The 693-nt window shown below is 53.7% G+C and carries 3 protein-coding genes; all 3 read left to right on the plus strand.

Annotated elements, in window-relative coordinates; genetic code table 11:
* Positions 1 to 139 precede the first annotated feature (139 nt).
* On the plus strand, positions 140 to 415 hold the full coding sequence (locus tag SB756_RS28000) for an IS1-like element transposase (protein ID WP_000179213.1): 276 nt from the start codon (positions 140 to 142) through the stop codon (positions 413 to 415).
* Positions 334 to 525: an IS1 family transposase gene (locus SB756_RS28005; protein WP_410912735.1), complete on the plus strand. Its 192-nt coding sequence runs from the start codon at positions 334 to 336 to the stop codon at positions 523 to 525. Before SB756_RS28000 ends, SB756_RS28005 begins: the two co-directional genes overlap by 82 nt.
* The coding region (locus tag SB756_RS28010) for an IS1 family transposase (RefSeq protein ID WP_410912737.1) at positions 479 to 693 on the plus strand (215 nt) is incomplete at its 3' end. The genes SB756_RS28005 and SB756_RS28010, both read left to right, overlap by 47 nt.

Below are 693 nucleotides of genomic sequence, written 5' to 3' on the forward strand. Positions count from 1 at the left end.
AAATTGATCCTTTCCAGGCTTAGACCAGGATGGCGGGATGGGCAATCTCCATTCTCACAGTGAAACGTAACGTACTGAAAACGGGGTGATGCTGCCAACTTACTGATTTAGTGTATGATGGTGTTTTTGAGGTGCTCCAGTGGCTTCTGTTTCTATCAGCTGTCCCTCCTGTTCAGCTACTGACGGGGTGGTGCGTAACGGCAAAAGCACCGCCGGACATCAGCGCTATCTCTGCTCTCACTGCCGTAAAACATGGCAACTGCAGTTCACTTACACCGCTTCTCAACCCGGTACGCACCAGAAAATCATTGATATGGCCATGAATGGCGTTGGATGCCGGGCAACAGCCCGCATTATGGGCGTTGGCCTCAACACGATTTTACGTCACTTAAAAAACTCAGGCCGCAGTCGGTAACCTCGCGCATACAGCCGGGCAGTGACGTCATCGTCTGCGCGGAAATGGACGAACAGTGGGGCTATGTCGGGGCTAAATCGCGCCAGCGCTGGCTGTTTTTACGCGTATGACAGTCTCCGGAAGACGGTTGTTGCGCACGTATTCGGTGAACGCACTATGGCGACGCTGGGGCGTCTTATGAGCCTGCTGTCACCCTTTGACGTGGTGATATGGATGACGGATGGCTGGCCGCTGTATGAATCCCGCCTGAAGGGAAAGCTGCACGTAATCAGCAAGCG

The organism is Pseudomonas sp. SIMBA_068 (assembly GCF_046534705.1).
GTDB lineage: Bacteria > Pseudomonadota > Gammaproteobacteria > Pseudomonadales > Pseudomonadaceae > Aquipseudomonas > Aquipseudomonas putida.